Annotated in this window: 9 protein-coding genes and 1 pseudogene; 4 read left to right on the top strand and 6 right to left on the bottom strand. The window is 72.3% G+C overall.

Annotation, left to right across the window (positions count from 1 at the left end; all coding sequences use genetic code 11):
• From ACIQMR_RS16435 to ACIQMR_RS16425, 3 genes and pseudogenes are all read right to left on the bottom strand, one after another.
• Positions 1-218 (bottom strand): annotated as a pseudogene (locus ACIQMR_RS16435) (amino acid ABC transporter permease); the annotation flags it as partial.
• Between the two features lie 43 nt (positions 219-261).
• Positions 262-1209: an ABC transporter substrate-binding protein gene (locus tag ACIQMR_RS16430; protein WP_401386852.1), complete on the bottom strand. Its 948-nt coding sequence runs from the start codon at positions 1207-1209 to the stop codon at positions 262-264.
• 40 nt (positions 1210-1249) lie between these two features.
• Positions 1250-2773 (bottom strand): aminotransferase class I/II-fold pyridoxal phosphate-dependent enzyme, encoded by a 1524-nt coding sequence (locus ACIQMR_RS16425; protein ID WP_401386849.1) that lies wholly within the window; start codon positions 2771-2773, stop codon positions 1250-1252.
• A gap of 73 nt (positions 2774-2846) precedes the next feature.
• Here ACIQMR_RS16425 and ACIQMR_RS16420 point away from each other — a divergent pair, with 73 nt between their 5' ends.
• Positions 2847-3791 (top strand): LysR family transcriptional regulator, encoded by a 945-nt coding sequence (locus ACIQMR_RS16420; protein WP_401386846.1) that lies wholly within the window; start codon positions 2847-2849, stop codon positions 3789-3791.
• Positions 3792-3796: 5 nt separating this feature from the next.
• Here the strand turns inward: ACIQMR_RS16420 and ACIQMR_RS16415 are convergent, their stop codons facing one another.
• Complete coding sequence (locus ACIQMR_RS16415) at positions 3797-6244, bottom strand: SpoIIE family protein phosphatase (protein WP_401386843.1); 2448 nt, start codon at positions 6242-6244, stop codon at positions 3797-3799.
• Between the two features lie 130 nt (positions 6245-6374).
• Positions 6375-8453 (bottom strand): SpoIIE family protein phosphatase, encoded by a 2079-nt coding sequence (locus ACIQMR_RS16410; RefSeq protein ID WP_401386840.1) that lies wholly within the window; start codon positions 8451-8453, stop codon positions 6375-6377.
• Positions 8454-8641: 188 nt separating this feature from the next.
• Between ACIQMR_RS16410 and ACIQMR_RS16405 the strand changes: the two genes are divergently transcribed.
• The 3 genes from ACIQMR_RS16405 (at position 8642) to ACIQMR_RS16395 (ending at position 13352) form a co-directional block, all read left to right on the top strand.
• Positions 8642-10399, top strand: a complete 1758-nt coding sequence (locus tag ACIQMR_RS16405; RefSeq protein ID WP_401386837.1) for an ABC transporter ATP-binding protein — start codon at positions 8642-8644, stop codon at positions 10397-10399.
• Positions 10396-12192, top strand: a complete 1797-nt coding sequence (locus tag ACIQMR_RS16400) for an ABC transporter ATP-binding protein (RefSeq protein WP_401386834.1) — start codon at positions 10396-10398, stop codon at positions 12190-12192. Before ACIQMR_RS16405 ends, ACIQMR_RS16400 begins: the two co-directional genes overlap by 4 nt.
• A 95-nt stretch (positions 12193-12287) precedes the next feature.
• A complete protein-coding gene (locus ACIQMR_RS16395) occupies positions 12288-13352 on the top strand; it encodes an iron-siderophore ABC transporter substrate-binding protein (protein ID WP_401386832.1) in 1065 nt (354 codons plus the stop codon).
• A gap of 88 nt (positions 13353-13440) precedes the next feature.
• On the opposite strand, the gene ACIQMR_RS16390 is transcribed toward ACIQMR_RS16395, so the two are convergent.
• The gene (locus tag ACIQMR_RS16390; RefSeq protein WP_266377079.1) at positions 13441-13650 is read right to left on the bottom strand and encodes an MbtH family protein; all 210 of its coding nucleotides are present in this window, start codon (positions 13648-13650) and stop codon (positions 13441-13443) included.
• Positions 13651-13664: the final 14 nt, after the last annotated feature.

Raw genomic sequence — 13664 nt, 5'->3', positions numbered from 1 at the left:
GTCAGGATCAGGGTCTGACCGACGCCGTCGAGGATGCGCGGGTCGAAGAAGTAGTCGGGGACCGCGCCCCAGTTGATCTTGCCCTGGGAGAAGGCGTAGACGATCGCGACGAACAGTGCGATCGCGACGACGGCGGTGACATACCGGCCGTAGTGCCGCACCGGAATCGCCTTGATCGCCTCCCGCCCGGTCTTCTGGGGGGTGAGGTCAACAGACATGGAGGATGTGCCTTTCAACAGCTCAACGACGGTGGTTCAGCGGTCAGGAACCGCCGTTGATCTTCGCCTCGGTCACCGAGCCGGCCTGGACACCCCACTTGGCGATGATCTTCTCGTACTCGCCGTTCTTGATGATGGCCTCCAGCGCGGCCTGGATCGCGTCACGCAGCTGGGTGTTGGACTTGGCCACCGCGATACCGTACGGCGCCGCCTCGACCTGCTCGCCCACGATCTGGAAGTCCTTGCCGCCGCCGGAGGTCTTGGCCGCGTAGGCCGCCACGGGGAAGTCGGACACACCCGCGTCACCGCCGCCGGCCCGCAGACGGGTCTGGGCCTGCTGGTCGTTGTCGAAGGCCTCGATCGCGATCTTGCCCTTCTTGGCCTTCTCACACTTGGCGTTCTCGGCCTTGGCGAGGTCCTCGGAGACCGTGCCGCGCTGCACGACGACCTTCTTGCCGCACAGGTCGGCCCAGGTCTTGATGCCCTTGTCGTCGCCCTGCTTCGTGTAGATGGAGACACCGGCGGTGAAGTAGTCGACGAAGTCGACGCCTTCGCCGACCTTCTTGCCGGTCTCGGAGTCCACACCCTCCTGGCGGTTCTTGGTGTCCGTCATGGCCGACATGGCCAGGTCGTAGCGCTTGGAGCGCAGACCCGTGATGAGGGTGTCGAAGGTGCCGTTCTCGAACTCGAACTTCACACCGAGCTGCTTGCCCATCGCGTCCGCGATGTCCGGGTCGATGCCGACGACCTTGCCGGAGGCCTTGTCCTTGAACTCGACCGGCGGGTAGGCGATGTCCGAGCCGACCTTGATGACACCCCTGTCGCGTATCGACTGCGGGAGCTTGTCCGCCAGCGGAGCGGAGACGGCACTGGACTTGCCGTCCGTCACCTTGGCGCCCTCGGTCTGGTTGCCGCAGGCGGCGAGGACGGAGACGATGCCGGTCGTGGCGACGGCCGCGATCGCCCTGCGTGCGGTGAGCTGTCGGTTCATGGTGTTTTCTCCGGGAGTTCGAGCGGATACGTGGACCGGCTCAGTGCGAGAGCCGTGGATCGGGGTCGACGACGCGGAGGCGCGAAACGGCGTGGTCGAGAGCGCCGCGCACATGGCCGCTGGGAGCCGTGGCGGTGCGCTGGAGGAAATCCACCACCTCGGCGGTGATGACCTCGCCCGGCAGTACGTTCGGGATGCCCGGCGGGTAGGCGGCGAGCGTGTCCGCGGAGATCATGCCGACGGCCTCCCTGGCGGGCACACTGCGCGAAGGACTCAGGAATGCCTCGCGGGCGGTGAGTCGGGCCGGGCCTGGAGCGGGCAGTCGCAGACGGGAGCGGTCGTCCTGGCCGGCGTCGAGCAGGGGCGTGGGCAGACAGTGCAGGGCTTCGATGAAGCGGTCCGTGTCCGGCGCCGCGCCCGCGCCCACCACGGCGACGATCGCGGAGTCGGTGGCCACCTCCACCATGATCTGGTGGTCGCGGCTGAGCAGGCGGCGTGCCTCGTGGCCGGATATGCCGCCGCTGCGGGTGTCGATGGCGATGCGCAGGGGATCGGCGGCGGCGATGTCCGGGAACAGCCCGAAGGAGTCGCTGACGATCGCGTACCTGCCGAGCCGGCGGATCACCCGCCGTACCGTGTCCGCCGCCTCCACGGACGCCCCTATGGCGTCGTGGCCCGCCACCAGCGTGGCCCGCGCCAGGTCGAGGGAGGCCATGAGCAGCGCGCTCGCGCTCGTCGACTGGACGAGGCGGAACGCGCGGTCCACCAGCGGTTCGAGCCGATCGGCGAAGGGCCCGTGCCCGAGGTGCAGCATCGCCGACTGGGTGAGGCTCCCGGCCAGCTTGTGGGTGCTGGAGGTGACGAGGTCCGCGCCCTGGGAGAGCGCGTTGCCGGGCAGCTCGGGATGGAAGCCGAAGTGGGAGCCCCACGCCTCGTCCACGATCAGCGGGACGCCCGCCGCATGGGCCGTATCCGCCAGGGCGCGGACATCGGCTACCGCGCCGAAGTAGCTCGGGGAGACCACGTAGGCGGCTGCCGCGTCCGGGTGCTCGGCGAGGGCCTTCGCCAGGTCCTCCGCGGTGACTCCATGGGCGATGCCCTGCTCCTCGTCGACCGAGGGCTGGACGAACGCGGCCTCCAGGCCCGAGAGCACGAGCCCGTCGATGACGCTCGAGTGGACGCTGCGCTGTACGACCAGGACACGGCCGAGGGCCGGGGTCACGAGCGAGGCGATCTGGTTGCCCTGCGAGGCGCCGTTGGTGAGGAACCAGGTGCGCCGGGCGCCCCACGCCTCGGCGGCCAGGGACAGTGCCTCGCCCAGCGGGGCGGTGGGGCCGAGATCGATGCCGTCCAGGAGCGGCGGGAAGTCCAGGCGGAGCGCCTCCGGGCCGAGGAGGGAGGTGAGCGGGCCGAAGCTCGCCGTGTCCGCGGCGTGTCCGGGGACGTTCAGCCGGACCCAGTCGCGGCTTGCCTGGGCGCGGAGCGCCTCGGCGTACGGGGCGGGCTCCGGGCCGCTCCGGGTGGGCGGCGGGCCGGTGGTCGGTGCGGTGGTTGTGCTGTTCACGCCGGTGAGCGTCGCACGCTGAGGGGTATCGAGGAATACAGGAGTTACCTGTAACCCTCCATACAATGTCTATATGCTCGAACTGCGTCAGCTGAACGTCCTGAAGGCCATCGCCCAGGAGGGCTCGCTCGCGGCCGCCGCCCGCGCGCTGCACTACACACAGCCCACGATCACCCACCACCTCGGGGTCCTCGAAGCGCACTTCGACGCCCGCCTGGTGCGACGAGGGCCCCGTGGCGCCGCACTGACCGAACTCGGAGCGGCACTGCTCCCGCACGCGGAGGCCGTCCTCGAACGGCTGCGGCTCGCCGAACGCGAGGTCCGGGACCTGGCCGAGCGAGGCACGCACACCCTGCACATCGGCACCTTCCCCACGGCGGGCGCCCTGCTGCTGCCCCCGGCGGTGAAGGCCGTGCGACGGGACGGGGTGCAGGTGTCCCTCGTCGAGGGCGAGCTGCCCGTCCTGCTGCGGGGCCTGCGCGCCCGGGAGCTGCACGCCGCCCTCGTCTTCTCCCAGCCGGGCGACCGGCTCGACCTCGACGACGACTTCGAGCTGCATCCGCTGCTGACCGACCCGCTGCTGCTCGTCATGCCCGAGGACCACCGGTGCGCCGCCCTGACGCACGTCCCCCTCGAAGAGCTCAGGGACGACGACTGGATCGGGTCGGCGGACCCCCGGGACCCCTGCGACCGGGTCCTGTCCTGGGCCTGTGCGCAGTACTCCTTCGAGCCCGTGCACGCCCTGCGGACCGACGACTACGCGGTCGTTCAGGGCTTCGTGGCCGCGGGCGCTGGAGTGGCGCTCGTCCCGCGGCTCGCCCTGGGCACCCCGCGCGAGGACGTGGCGGTGCGCAAGCCGACGGGCCCTCCGCTCGCGCGTGAGATCAGCGTGGCCGTGCTGCGCACGACCGCCGCGCGCAGCACGCGGGAACTGGTGGAGGCTCTCACCCTGCAGGCCGAGCGGATCGGCCGGCGGTGGAGCGACCTCGACGGCCCGGGCACGGTCGGCCCGGCGTAAGCGGTTCACTGCGCCTTGGCCAGCCGCTCACGCGGCGCCAGAGGGATCTCGGCCCACACCTGCTTGCCGCCGCTGAGCGGTACCGAGCCCCAGGAGGCGGTCGAGGCCTCGACGATGAGCAGCCCGCGTCCGCCGGTCGCCTCCCAGTTCTGGTTGGCGGGCTTGACGGGACTGCGGGGCGAGGCGTCGTTCACGGCGATCCGCAGCCGGTCCGAGGACAGCGTCACATCCAGCCGCACCTCTCCCTGGGTATGCGCGATGGCATTGGTGACCAGCTCGGACACGACCAGCAGGGCCGCGTCGAGCTCCTCCACCACGCCCCAGGAACGCAGGGTGCGAGCGGTGAACCGGCGGGCGTGCATCACGGCGTCGGGCAGCCGCCACACCGTCCAATGGGTCCGCATCGGCCGTACCCGCGTGCCGTCGTAGCGCAGCAGCAGCAGCGCCACGTCGTCGTCGCGCCGGTTCACCCGGACGACCAGTTCATCGGCCACCCGCCCGGCGTCGGTGGGGTCGGCCGCGGCGAGCACCTCGGACACCCGCCGCATGCCCTCCTCCAGCGTGAGGTTCGCCGACTCGACCAGACCGTCCGTCAGCATCATCAGCAGCGTGCCGGGCACCAACCCGGCCTCGGTCATGGGGAATTCCTCGTCCGCGAGCACGCCCAGCGGTGGGCCGCCCTCCACCATCAGTTCCTCGGTGCTGCCGTCGGGGTGGCGTATCACCGGGTGCAGATGACCGGCCCGCACCAGCCGGGCGATGCCCTCCTCCATGTCCAGGTCCACGTAGAGGCAGGTGGCGAACAGATCGGTCTCCATGCCGACCAGCAGCCGGTTGGCACGGGCGACCACCACATCGGGCGGATGGCCCTCCACCGCGTAGGCCCTGACGGCCGTGCGCATCTGGCCCATGATGGTCGCGGCCCCCGCGCTGTGCCCCTGCACGTCCCCGATGACGAGCGCCACATGGCCCTCGCCCAGCGGGATGACGTCGTACCAGTCGCCGCCCACCTCGAGCCCCGCCGTCGCCGGCAGATAGCGCGCCACGGCCTCCCCGCCCGGCAGCTCGGGGAGCTTTCTGGGGAGCAGGCTGCGCTGGAGCATGGTGGCGAGTTCGTGCCCGGCGTCCAGGGCGTGCGCGCGCATCAGTGCCTGCCCCGCCAGACCCGCGGTCGCGGTCAGCAGCGACCGCTCCTCCGGACCGAACCGGTGTTCCTCGTCCCACCCGATCAGACAGACCCCGACCATCCGGCCGTCCGCCGGGAGCGGCAGCACCGCGAGCCCGCCAGGCCCGGTGCCCGCGAGTCCCGGTTCGAGTTCCGCGCCCGCGGGCCACAGGCTCACGTGCCCCTCCCGCAGCGAGGCCTCCAGCGTGGGCAGGTCGTGGGTCGACACGTCCGGCCACTCGGAGCGCCACTCGGAGCGCCACACGTCGGGCCAGGCGTCGGGTTCCGGCGGGTCGAGCAGGGTGACCACGAGCCGGTCGGACTCCAGCTCGGCGACCGCGACCCGGTCGGCGTCCAGCGGCCCGCGCAGCGAACCGACCACCAGCTGGCTGACCTCCCGGATGGTGGTCGCACCCGCCAGCTTGGCGGACAGCCGCTGCACCGCGGAGACCTCGTCGGCACTGGGCCGCAGATAGGCGGCGTCGGCCACCACGCCCAGCACCCGTTCCGGGACGCCGTCCGCGTCGACCTCCACCCGGCAGCGCAGCCCCAGCCAGCGAAGCTCACCGCCGGGCCGGCGGATACGGAACGCCATCTGCTCCGTGTCGGCGGACATCCTGCCCGGTTCCACGATCGCCATCAGCGCGGGCATGTCGTCCGGGACCGCACAGGACAGCAGGGTCTCCACCCGGCCGTCGAAGTGCTCGGGAGGGATTCCGAGCAGATCCAGCACATGGGCGTGTGCCTCCATGCGACCGGTGCTCAGTTCGAGGATGAACGCGCCACCGCGCTGCGGGACCAGGGCCTGCGCCAGATGCGTCTGCGGGGCCGTCCTCCCGGAGGTGCGGGCGGCGGCCGACTCCAGGCCCGCGGCGACCTGGTCGGCGTAGAGCTCCAGCAGGCTGCGCCGGTCGGGGCTGAAGCCGTCGGGGACCACGCCCGCCACGATCAGGCAGCCCAGCTCGTTGGCGCCACGGCCGAGGGGGAGGGCACCCAGCGAGAGCCGGGCCGGTGTCTCGCTGTCCTCGCCGCGTATTCGGCCGGGGAAGTGATGCGGGTCGCTCTCGACGTACGCCGCGAGTTCCTTGGGGCTCAGCCACAGGGGCCGGCCGGCGCGGAAGGCCTCGGCGGCGGGGGAGTGGCCCTCCACGGCGAGGATCGCCGGGAGCCCGTAGAGCATCCTGCGGTCGCCGGTCAGCTCGGCCAGATGGAGCTCGTTGCCGCCTCCGGCGAGCACATAGACAGCCGCCAGCTCGGCCCCGCAGAACGCAAAGCCATGCCTCGTCACCGTCCGTACCGCCTCCTCGCGTGGGCAGCCGCCACCGGGCGTCCTCCCTCCATGCTGTCGTGCCCGGGACCGTCCGGGCGAGTCAGCGGCGAAGGGCGGCGAAGCCGGCGGCGTCCTCGGTGCGTGGACCCTACCGGGCAGGGCCGTCCGGGATCGCCTGTTCGGACCAGATCGTTTTGCCGTCCGCGGTGGATCGGCTGCCCCAGCGGTCGCTGAGTTGCATGACGATGAACAGTCCCCGGCCTCCTTCGTCGGTCGCGGTGGCGTGCCGCATGTGCGGTGAGGTGCTGCTGGTGTCCGACACCTCGCAGATCAGCGTGTGGTCGAGGATCAGCCGTAGCTCGATGGGCCCCTGCCCGTAGCGGATCGCGTTGGTGACCAGCTCGCTGACGATCAGCTCGGTGGTGAAGACGGCGTCGGTGAGGTCCCAGGCCCCGAGCTGGTGCTCGACCAGCCGCCGGGCCGTGGCGACGACCGAATCGTCCTGGGGGAGGGTCCACACGGTGACGCGGTCCGCGGGCAGGGCGCGGGTGCGCGCGAGCAGCAGTACGGCGTCGTCCCTCGGCTCGGCGGGCACCAGTTCGTACACGGCGGTGTCACAGAGCTGGTCCAGCGGTGCGTCGGGCTGGGAGAGGATCTCCCCCAGCCGGGAGCGGGCGGCTTCGGTGTCCCGGCCGTAGCTCTTCACCAGCCCGTCGGTGAAGAGCGCCAGCAGGGTGGACTCCGGCAGGGTGGAGGTGGCCGACATGTATCCCATGCCGTCGGCGGACCCGAGCGCACGTCCCGAGGGCACTTCGAAGGGGGTCGTGGACCCGTCGGGCCCCAGCACCAGCGGCGCCGGGTGCCCGGCCCGGGCGGCGGTACAGCTGCGCGAGACCGGGTCGTAGACGGCGAAGAGACAGGTCGCGACGAAGTCCGGGGCGTTCTCGCAGTCGGCCGCCACGGGGGAGCGGGTGCGGCCGAGGAACGCGGCCGTCTCGTCGAGGCGGGTGAGGGCCTCCTCCGGCTCCAGGTCCTGCAGCGCGAGCGTACGCAGCGCGGTGCGCAGCTGCGCCATGATGGCGGCGGCCTCGATCCCGTACCCGGCGACATCGCCGACGGCCAGGGCCACCCGTGCGCCCGACAGCGGAATGACGTCGTACCAGTCGCCTCCGGCGCCCTCGGGAAGATAGGCGTACGCGGTGTCCACGGCCGACAGTCCGGGCGGCCGGCACGGCATGAGATCGCGCTGAAGCGTCGTGGCGATCGTGTGTTCGCGTACATAACTGCGTGCGTTCTCGAGGTGCAGCGTCGCCTTGGCGACGATCTCCGTGACCAGTGCGAGGTCGTCGCCGTCGAACGGGTCGGGGCGGTCGAAGCGGTACAGGGCGGCCAGCCCCAGCACCGTGTCCCGCAGCCTCAGCGGCAGGACGAGGAGGGAGTGGACGCCCGCGGACCTGAGGGCGGCCGCCCGGTCGGGGTCGGTGGCGAGCCACGTGTCGTCCGGGGCGAGATCGGAGATGATCCGGGGTCTCAGATCGTTCAGCGCCTGGGTGTACGGGGTGGGGGACGGGAGGCTGGCCAGTTCCCCCTTCGGCCGCGGCCCTTCGCCGCCGTGCACCGACCGGAACGCGGCCCGGCGCATCGGTGTGTCCGCGGCGACGGGGCCGGGCGGCAGCGAGCGTCCGCGCAGTGCCTCGTCGATGATGTCCACCGCCGCGGCGTCGGCGACCCGGGGCACCAGGACGTCGGTGAGCTCTTCCGCGGTGCGGAACGCGTCGAGGGTCGTGCCGATGGACTTCCTCGCCTCGTGGAGCAGATCCAGCCGTTCCAGGGCGGACTCGCGGTCGGTCACATCGTCGACGAGGGCCGCCAGACCGAGGATCTCGCCGTCCGCTCCCTGCAGTCTGAACAGGGAGAACGAGACCACCATGTCCTTGTCCGGGTTCGACGGGGGCCTGCCCCGCACCAGCCGGTCACGGATCACCTTCCCGGTGCGGAGGACCTCCTCGGACAGCGCGGTGAGGTCCACTTCCGTGACTCCGGGGGCGAACTCCGCGAAGGTGTGCCCGAGCACCTTCTCGGGGGGAACCCCGCGCACGCCGGGCGCCGCCTCGTTGAACCGGACGACGCGCAGGTCCGTGTCGCACAGGAAGAGGCCCTGCGGTGCCTGGCTGAACAGGGCGTCCAGGATCGCTGCGTCCCGCCGGCCCTTGTCGTCTCCGTCCACAGTTCCACGATCGCCCTCGAGGTGCTCCGGGCAACTCGGCGGCCGTGAACCCGTCCGTGGACCGGGCCGACCGGCCCGGCGCGGAGGTGGGCCAACGGGGTAGCCCGGCAGTGAGTACTTAGTCTAGCCTTACCTAAGTATTCGTGCTCGACCCAAGGATTGCCGCGGAGCCGGTCCGGAGGGGTGCGGTGGGAGCTGGAGGACCGTCGGGGCGGGACGTCCTGGGGCGTGCGGTCAAGGGACAGTGGCGCGACGTCGCCCTCGGCTCGGCCCTGGGGGCCGGGCACCAGGCAGGCGAAGCCCTGGTCCCCGTCATCATCGGACTCGTCGTCGATCGCGCCGTGTCGCGTGGCGACGGAGGCCAACTCCTTCTGTGGGCCGGGGCGTTGGCCGTGGCCTATCTCATCCTGTCGTTCAGCTTCCGCTTCGGGGCGCGGGCGGGCGAGCGTGCTTCCGAGGCCGCCGCCCACGGGCTCAGGACCGACCTCGTCGGGCGGATACTGGACCCGGCGGGCGGCGCCGACGACGGGCGGCTGCCCGGCGCCCTGACCACGCTCGCCACCGAGGACGCCCGGCGCGTCGGCGCCGTCAACATGGCGCTGGTGCTGGCGGTTTCGGCGCTGACCGCGCTCCTCGCCGGAGCCGTGTTCCTGCTGCGGATCTCCGTGCCGCTCGGCCTGGTGGTCCTGCTCGGCACCCCCCTGCTGATCTGGCTGGGCCACCTGCTCAGCAAACCCCTGGAGCGGCGCAGCGAGGCCGAGCAGGAGCGCGCGGCGCACGCGTCGGGCATCGCCGCCGACCTGGTCGCCGGACTGCGGGTCCTCAAGGGAATCGGCGCCGAGACGGCGGCCGTTGCCCGCTACCGCGGCACCAGCCGCGACTCACTGACCGCCACGTTGCGGGCAACCCGCGCACAGGCGTGGCAGAAGGGCGTCGTCCTCGCCCTCACCGGCACGTTCATCGCTCTCGTCGCGCTCGTCGGCGGACGCCTCGCCGCCCGGGGCGAGATCAGCCTGGGCGAACTCGTCTCGGCGGTCGGGCTCGCGCTGTTCCTGCTCGGCCCGCTGTCCGAACTCTCCTGGCTCAACTCCGAGTTCGCCCAGGGGCGCGCCTCGGCCTCACGCATCGCCGCCGTCCTCGCGGCCCCGCCCGCCGTGACCGCGGGCACCGGCCGGCCGGCCGGGCCGGAATCGGCGACGACGACCACGGGCGGCCCCGGCACGGCGGCCGAAGGCGTCCCGCGGACGAGGGCCCAGGGGCATGTGCGGCTGCGCGGTGTCCACTACGGCACGCTGGCCGGACTCGACCTCGACGCCGCGCCCGGCGAGGTGGTGGGGGTCGTCGCCCCCGACCCCGCGGACGCCGCCGCCCTGTTGCGCTGCCTGGGCCGCCGCGGCGACCCCGACAGCGGTTCGGCGGAACTGGACGGGGTGGAACTCACCGCCCTCCGCCCCGCTGACGTCCGGGCCGCGATCCTCGTCGCGGAACACGACGCGGACCTCTTCGAAGGCACCCTCGCCGACAATGTCTCGGCCGCGGCGTCACCCATGGCCGACATCGCCGCGGCCATGGCGGCGTCCGGCGCCGACGAGGTCGCCGCGAGCCTGCCGAACGGAGCACGTACGGCCGTGACCGAACGCGGACGCTCGCTCTCCGGTGGACAGCGCCAGCGCGTCGCTCTCGCCCGGGCCCTCGCCGCCGATCCGCCGGTCCTCGTGCTCCACGACCCGGCGACCGCCGTCGACGCCGTCACCGAGGCCAGGATTGCCACCGGCATTCGGGACATCCGGCGCGACCGCACCACGATCCTCGTGACCACCAGCCCCGCACTGCTCGCGGTGACCGACCGCGTCGTCCTCGTCGAAGGAGGCCGGGTGTCCGCCACGGCGGCCCACACCGAACTGGTCCGCGGCCGCACGGACTACCGTACGGCGGTGCTGTCATGACGGCCGGTCAGGACGCGGCGGCAGCGGACGGCGAGGAGCGGGAGCTGCTGCCGGTCGCGACGGCCGCCCGCACCCGGGCCGCCGTGCGCGAACTCCTGCGTCCCTACCGGGCCCTGGCCTGGGGCGGTTTCGCGGCGGTCGTCGTCGCCACGGCGATCGGGCTGCTCACCCAGCCGCTGCTCGGCCGCATCGTCGACCTGGCCGCCGCCCGCGCGCCGGCCGGCGCCATCACGACGACCGTGGTCCTGCTGGTCGCCGTCGCCGTCACCCAGGGCGTCACCACCGGGCTCGGCCTCTCCCTCGTCTCCCGGCTCGGCGAGACCGTACTCGCCCGGCTGCGCGAGCGGTTCGTGGAAAGGGCCCTCGGACTGCCGCTGGAACAGGTGGAGAAGGCCGGCTCGGGAGATCTGACGGTACGGGTCACCGGCGACGTCTCCCTGATCGCGGGAGCCGTGCGCAACGCGCTGCCCGAGCTGGCCCGTTCACTCGTCGCCATCGTCCTCACCCTGGGCGCGCTGGCCGTCCTCGACTGGCGCTTCCTGCTCGCGGCACTGCTCGCCGTCCCCGTCCAGGTGCACACCGCCCGCTGGTACCTCCGGGGCGCCGTGCCGGTCTACGCCGAGCAGCGCGTGGCCTCGGGCGCCCAGCAGCAGCAGCTGCTCGGCACCATCGGCGGCTCCTCCACCGTCCGGGCCCTCGGGCTGGAGAAGGACCACGCCGAGCGGGTCGCACGGCGCTCATGGACCGCCGTCGAGGTGACGATGCGCGGCGTGCGCCTGGTCCTGAGCTTCTACTGCCGCCTCCACATAGGGGAGTTCATCGGCCTCGCCGCCGTGCTGGCCGCCGGCTTCTGGCTGGTCCGGGAGGGCTCGGTGTCGCTGGGCACCGCGACGGCCGCCGCCCTGTACTTCCACAGTCTGTTCACGCCCGTCAACGCCGCACTGGTCCTCCTCGACGACGCCCAGAAGGCGACCGCCGGGCTCTCCCGGCTCGTCGGAGTCGCCGATCTGCCGCTGCCCGCCCAGCCCGAGCGGCCCGCCACCCCGCGCGACGCCTCCGTCACCGTCACCGGCCTCGGCCACTCCTACGAACCCGGCCATCCGGTCCTCCACGACATCGACCTGACCCTGCACCCCGGCGAGCGCGTCGCCCTGGTCGGCGCCAGCGGCGCGGGCAAGACCACCCTGGCCAAGCTCATCGCCGGCATCCACCGGCCGGCCACCGGCACCATCCGGCTCGGCGGCGCGGACCTCGACGCCCTCGGGCCCGCCGCCGTACGCCGCACGGTCGCCCTGGTCACCCAGGAGGTCCATGTCTTCGCCGGCCCCCTCGCCGACGACCTCCGGCTGGCCAGGCCGGACGCCACGGACGCCGAACTGCGCGACGCACTCGACCGGGTCGACGCCCTCGGCTGGGCCGAGGCCCTCCCGGACGGCTTGGACACCGTCGTCGGCGAGGGCGGGCACCGGCTCACCAGCGCACAGACGCAGGCCCTCGCACTCGCCCGGCTCATCCTCACCGACCCGCCCGTCGCCGTCCTGGACGAAGCCACCGCCGAGGCCGGAAGCACGGGCGCCCGCGCCCTGGAGAAGGCCGCCGCCCGCGCCGTCGACGGACGCACCGCCCTCGTCGTCGCCCACCGGCTCACCCAGGCGGCGACCGCGGACCGCATCGTCGTCATGGACGCCGGACGCATCGTCGAAACCGGCACGCACGACGAACTCCGCGCCGCCGGGGGACGATACGCCGCGCTCTGGGAAGCGTGGTCGGACACCCGCGCCGCCGGCTCATAGGACCCCACCCCCCACAGCAACCCCTGTCGCACCACGGCAATCCGCAGCTCCACCGCACCCGAAGCTCCACAGGAACCCGAACCGAAGGACCATCGATGGCCCGCTCCCTCAGCGCCCCACGGCTCGCCGCCGTGCTCGCCTCCGTCCTGCTGCTCTTCGGCACCGCCACCGCCTGCGGCGAGGACTCCGGCTCCGACAAGGCCAAGACCACGGACAAGAGCTCCTCCGGCGACACCGCCTACCCGGTCACGATCGAGCACAAGTACGGCACCACCACGATCAAGTCCGAGCCCCAGCGGATCGTCACCGTCGGCCTCACCGACCAGGACGCCGTACTGGCTCTCGGCAAGGTCCCGGTCGGCACCACCGAGTGGCTCGGCGGCTACAAGGGAGCCATCGGCCCCTGGGCGCAGGACAAGCTGGGCGGCGGCCCCGTGCCCACCGTCCTGAAGGACACCGGCACCGGACCGCAGGTCGAGAAGATCGCCGCCCTCAAGCCGGACCTGATCCTCGCCCTGTACGGCGGGCTCACCAAGGAACAGTACGAGTCGCTGTCCAAGTTCGCCCCGGTCCTCGCCCAGCCGAAGGAGTACAACGACTACGGCATCCCGTGGCAGGAGCTGACGAAGAAGGTCGGCACGGCGCTCAACAAGCCCGCGGAGGCCGAGAAGGTCGTGGCGGACGTCGAGGCGAAGATCGCCGCCGCCGGCAAGGAGCACCCCGCTTTCGCCGGGGCCACGGCCGTGATGGCCACCCCGTACGAGGGCATGTTCGTCTTCGGTACCCAGGACGCGCGTTCACGGCTCCTCACCGGCCTCGGCTTCAAGCTCCCCACCGATCTGGACAAGGCGATCGGCGACAAGTTCGGGGCCAACATCAGCAAGGAGCGCACCGACCTGCTCGACCAGGACGCCATCGTCTGGATCGTCGGTGACGTCACCAAGGACGCGGACAAGCTGCACAAGGACGCCTCGTACGGCGATCTGGACGTGGTGAAGAACGGCCGCGAGGTCTTCATCCACGAGAGCAGCGACTACGGCAACGCCACGTCGTTCGTCTCCCCCCTCAGCCTTCCGTACGTCGTCGAGCGACTCGCCCCGCAGCTGGCCGCCGCCGTCGACGGCAAGGCGGACACCAAGGTCGAGCAGCCCGCCTCCTGAGCCCGGGGGCCGGGAAGACGGAAGCCGGAGAAGGGGGCGGGGCCACGGGGAACTCCCCGCGGCCCCGCCCCTTCTCCGTTGCCCCGCGTCAGCCGCCCATCGACTCCTGGAGGCTCTTCGGGCGCATGTCGGTCCAGTTGGCCTCGATGTAGTCCAGGCACGACTGCCTGCTCCCGGGGCCGTGGACCACCCGCCAGCCCGCCGGGACCTCGGCGAACTCGGGCCACAGACTGTGCTGGTCCTCGTCGTTGACGAGGACGGAGTAGACGCCGTCCTCGTTCTCGAACGGGTTGGTCATCGCGATTCTCCTCG

The sequence above is a fragment of the Streptomyces sp. NPDC091376 genome, assembly GCF_044757085.1.
Classification (GTDB): Bacteria; Actinomycetota; Actinomycetes; order Streptomycetales; family Streptomycetaceae; genus Streptomyces; species Streptomyces pratisoli.
Note: the sequence above shows the minus strand (reverse complement) of the source record. Positions and strands in the feature narration are given on the sequence as shown.

Bases quoted from the DNA above. Each gene is read 5' to 3' on its own strand.
- ACIQMR_RS16430 (WP_401386852.1), bottom strand. From the start codon at position 1,209: ATGAACCGACAGCTCACCGCACGCAGGGCGATCGCGGCCGTCGCCACG.
- ACIQMR_RS16420 (WP_401386846.1), top strand. From the start codon at position 2,847: ATGCTCGAACTGCGTCAGCTGAACGTCCTGAAGGCCATCGCCCAGGAG.
- ACIQMR_RS16400 (WP_401386834.1), top strand. From the start codon at position 10,396: ATGACGGCCGGTCAGGACGCGGCGGCAGCGGACGGCGAGGAGCGGGAG.
- ACIQMR_RS16395 (WP_401386832.1), top strand. From the start codon at position 12,288: ATGGCCCGCTCCCTCAGCGCCCCACGGCTCGCCGCCGTGCTCGCCTCC.
- ACIQMR_RS16390 (WP_266377079.1), bottom strand. From the start codon at position 13,650: ATGACCAACCCGTTCGAGAACGAGGACGGCGTCTACTCCGTCCTCGTC.